Source organism: Burkholderia sp., from assembly GCF_018375725.1.
GTDB lineage: Bacteria > Pseudomonadota > Gammaproteobacteria > Burkholderiales > Burkholderiaceae > Burkholderia.
The window spans coordinates 1-2,892 of sequence record NZ_JAHACR010000416.1 but is presented as its reverse complement, the minus strand read 5'-3'; the positions used below and the strand labels follow the sequence as shown (position 1 = coordinate 2,892).

At 61.9% G+C, this 2,892-nt stretch carries 6 protein-coding genes; 2 read left to right on the top strand and 4 right to left on the bottom strand.

Features of this window, described 5'->3' with window-relative positions; all coding sequences use genetic code 11:
- The 4 genes from KH616_RS23715 to KH616_RS23700 form a co-directional block, all read right to left on the bottom strand.
- Positions 1–593: hypothetical protein (locus KH616_RS23715; protein WP_292253464.1), on the bottom strand; the 593-nt coding region annotated here is incomplete at its 3' end.
- Positions 594–595: 2 nt separating this feature from the next.
- Positions 596–907 (bottom strand): DUF4406 domain-containing protein, encoded by a 312-nt coding sequence (locus KH616_RS23710; protein WP_292253461.1) that lies wholly within the window; start codon positions 905–907, stop codon positions 596–598.
- Positions 904–1,173, bottom strand: coding sequence for a helix-turn-helix domain-containing protein (locus KH616_RS23705; protein WP_292253459.1), 270 nt, complete (start codon positions 1,171–1,173; stop codon positions 904–906). The genes KH616_RS23710 and KH616_RS23705 overlap by 4 nt, the downstream gene beginning before the upstream one ends.
- 428 nt (positions 1,174–1,601) lie before the next feature.
- Positions 1,602–1,877 (bottom strand): DNA-binding protein, encoded by a 276-nt coding sequence (locus tag KH616_RS23700; RefSeq protein ID WP_292253455.1) that lies wholly within the window; start codon positions 1,875–1,877, stop codon positions 1,602–1,604.
- A gap of 164 nt (positions 1,878–2,041) precedes the next feature.
- Here KH616_RS23700 and KH616_RS23695 point away from each other — a divergent pair, with 164 nt between their 5' ends.
- Positions 2,042–2,341: a hypothetical protein gene (locus KH616_RS23695; RefSeq protein ID WP_292253454.1), complete on the top strand. Its 300-nt coding sequence runs from the start codon at positions 2,042–2,044 to the stop codon at positions 2,339–2,341.
- Between the two features lie 172 nt (positions 2,342–2,513).
- The gene (locus KH616_RS23690; RefSeq protein ID WP_292253452.1) at positions 2,514–2,708 is read left to right on the top strand and encodes a hypothetical protein; all 195 of its coding nucleotides are present in this window, start codon (positions 2,514–2,516) and stop codon (positions 2,706–2,708) included.
- Positions 2,709–2,892: the final 184 nt, after the last annotated feature.

Sequence of the window (2,892 nt, the reverse complement as noted above, 5' to 3'; positions counted from 1 at the left end):
GAGGATGATGCCGTCGGCGGCGCAGCCGGCGACAAGGGGGTAAGGGGGTTCTTCTCTGCTGTAGTCTCTGTAGTAGTCTTTCCTTCGTTAACGGAATGGGAACTTCCCGGTCCGCGAACAAGGGTTTGACCCGTTGGCGGAATGGGCTTTTCCCGTTTCGCGAGATGGACTTTTCCCACTTCCCGGACTGGACTTTTCCCATTTCGGGAAATAGACTTTTCCCGTTTCGCGAAATGGGGTTTCCCCATCCCGGATTCGGGCTCCGCATCCGCTGCCGGCGCCCCCTCGATCAGGCGTTCAAGCGCATCCTCATCGATCCGGAAATAGATCTTGTGCTCAATGCGCTTCTCGGTCTCAACGAGGACGCCGGCGGTCCGCAGGGCCTTGCGTGCCGCACGCTGTTCCTCGTAGGTAAGCCCGGTTTCGGAAAGCAACTCGTCAGCGGTCTTGTGCACACCATGCTCGCTCTCGGCCTTGTCCTGCCAGTAGAAGATCTGACAGAAGAACACGGTAGCCTTCACACCGCCGAGGTAGCGCGACAGGCCGGGGTAATACGCGACCGGGTGCCCGATGTCGCGCAGGATGTCGGTCACCCTCATGCCGCGAGCCTCTCGACGATGTCGACCGCGCGGAATACGGCATGCCCGAGCATCAACGCGATCGTGTATTCGAGCCGCGCGCCGCGCGAGTGGTGCCAGCCTTCCAGCATCGCGATCGCATCGCAATCGACCAGGTGCTTGATATCGTTCCGCATGCAGGCCAGCCAGTCGCCGTCCTGGTCCGCATTGATCTCGGCAGGATTCACAACCTCGTAGCCGAGCCCACGCAGGCGCGCCGCCTCGGCATGGAATGCCGGGAAATTCAGATGGGGAAGCCCAGACATCGGGCCGGCGATATAGACCTTCATGTTGTCGCCTCCTGCCCCAGCAGGACGCGGAACACGCGCCCCTTCAACGGCACCTTGATCGTCTCGATCAGCCCGAGCTGCTCCAGCTCGTCGATCGCACTGCGTACCGCGCTCTCGCTCAGGCCGCACTTGAATGCAAGGTGCCGCACGCTCGGCGAGCATTCGCGGTTTGTCAGGTGCGCAGCGCGCGCGATCGCGAGCAGCACGATTTTCCGGACACTGGGCAGCTCGACTTCCCAGGCGAAGTTCTCGTGATGAAGGCTCATCGGGGGTTCCTTAGGCAAAAGATGACTGACAAGGCGACGCACGCCGCCATGCCGAAGGTAAGAATGTCCGCGTCAATCACGCGGCAGTGCGCGATGTGAAATACCGCGCCGCCGGGCCGCACGCATGAAACTCCAGCGCGCGCTCGACGGTGGTCAGTGGGTGGCGATAGACGACGGCATCAGGCGCGCCGCCAGGGGGAATGGGCTCGGGTCGCATTGCGCGGCCGCATGTGGCGAGATCCCATTTCGTCGGCAGCAAGCCGAACAACGAAAGCAGCCCGCGATGCGGGCGCACATGTTCGCAGTGGCGGCACTCGCGTGCGCCATTCCCCGATCCATTCATGCCGTTTCGTCCGTCTTTTTGGTTGCGCCCTAGGGGGCAGTTCTTCGTGTTTTCTCCCCGTCTATCCGGGGTGTCATTGACGCAATCAGCGCAGGCCGCACTCGCCCGCGCCCTGCCGCGCGCATTCGCACGCCGCTCCGACCTTGCAGAGCGTCGCGATCGCGTCCAGGTACGGCCGGCTCACCAGCGCGTAGCCGGCGACCTCAATCGCCTTGTCGATCTCGCCGATCAGCACGCCGCGCTGGCCTCTCAGGAAGCGACTGACTTCCGATGCGTCCCAACCGAGCCGATCGGCCGCTCGCTTTCTCTCGGAGCCCGTCAGGACATCCCGCAGCGCTTGTTCAATGTTCGGCTTCGCCATGGCTGGCAATCCCTGTCAAAAACTGTTGAGTGCCATTGCTGCTAGGCACAAATACGATGCGGTCAACATCAACCGCGGCTTAAAGAAGGAGCCTCCAGCCATGTCAGAATCAATGCCGGCCTGCCAGCCAACGTCATCAACGCCGATCACAAAAGGAAGCTCCTATGACCAAAATCTTTGTTGCAGTCAGAAACGACCGCTCAATCCATCATCTGCTGACTGCATTGAATCGCGATCGCATCAATCCGCCGGTCGTGCCTCTCGGCGAGCCGGGCGACAACGAGTTCGTCCTCATCCGATGTACGTCGGCAGAAACCACGGGCTTCGGCTTTCTTCACTTCGTTCCGGAGTCGGAAGCCAATACCCCCGCCGAACCTCCCCTGGCTGCATCCATTCCAATGCACCTGGTGGCATGGATGCTGGAGGCTCCGGACTCCTCGTCGGCGCACCTGCCGATTCTCTAACCGTCGCGCGATCGTCTGGCAGCCCGGCCAACACGCGCATCAGCGCATTGGTCGGCACCGGCATACCAATCTCACGTGCGGCTGACCGCGCCTCACGTGCGCGCCGCCGCATCTGCACCTGCTCGAATGTCGGGCGCCGGCTCATAACGTCATCACTCCAATCGGAATCGGCATGCAAAAGTTCATCATCACTTCCCATCGCGCAGGCGCGCTCCCAAATGAAGGATGCGTCGCCCTACAACTCGCTCCGCAAGACGAAGCCGGAAACGATCAAGCGCCGATGCTCCTGCTCCTTGGGCCCGATCAGGCTGAGGCAATCGCGCAATCGTTGCGCGAAGCCGTGCAACGTCTTCAGCCGACAAACTGACCGGCTCCTCAACCCACTCGATCTCCAGTGGCCATTTCATGCCGCCCCTCCATCCTGAGGAAGCGCGCCGCCAGGCACCTGGACGTCGTCACGAGCACTTTCGGACTCAGGCGCGGGCGCATCGGCTGTCTCACGGGCTTCATGGACATGGAACGAAGCGCCTTCTGGAATTTGGCGCCCAAGC

Coding starts and splice junctions, on each gene's coding strand:
- KH616_RS23695 (WP_292253454.1), top strand. CDS start 2,042: ATGACCAAAATCTTTGTTGCAGTCAGAAACGACCGCTCAATCCATCAT.
- KH616_RS23700 (WP_292253455.1), bottom strand. CDS start 1,877: ATGGCGAAGCCGAACATTGAACAAGCGCTGCGGGATGTCCTGACGGGC.
- KH616_RS23690 (WP_292253452.1), top strand. CDS start 2,514: ATGCAAAAGTTCATCATCACTTCCCATCGCGCAGGCGCGCTCCCAAAT.
- KH616_RS23710 (WP_292253461.1), bottom strand. CDS start 907: ATGAAGGTCTATATCGCCGGCCCGATGTCTGGGCTTCCCCATCTGAAT.
- KH616_RS23705 (WP_292253459.1), bottom strand. CDS start 1,173: ATGAGCCTTCATCACGAGAACTTCGCCTGGGAAGTCGAGCTGCCCAGT.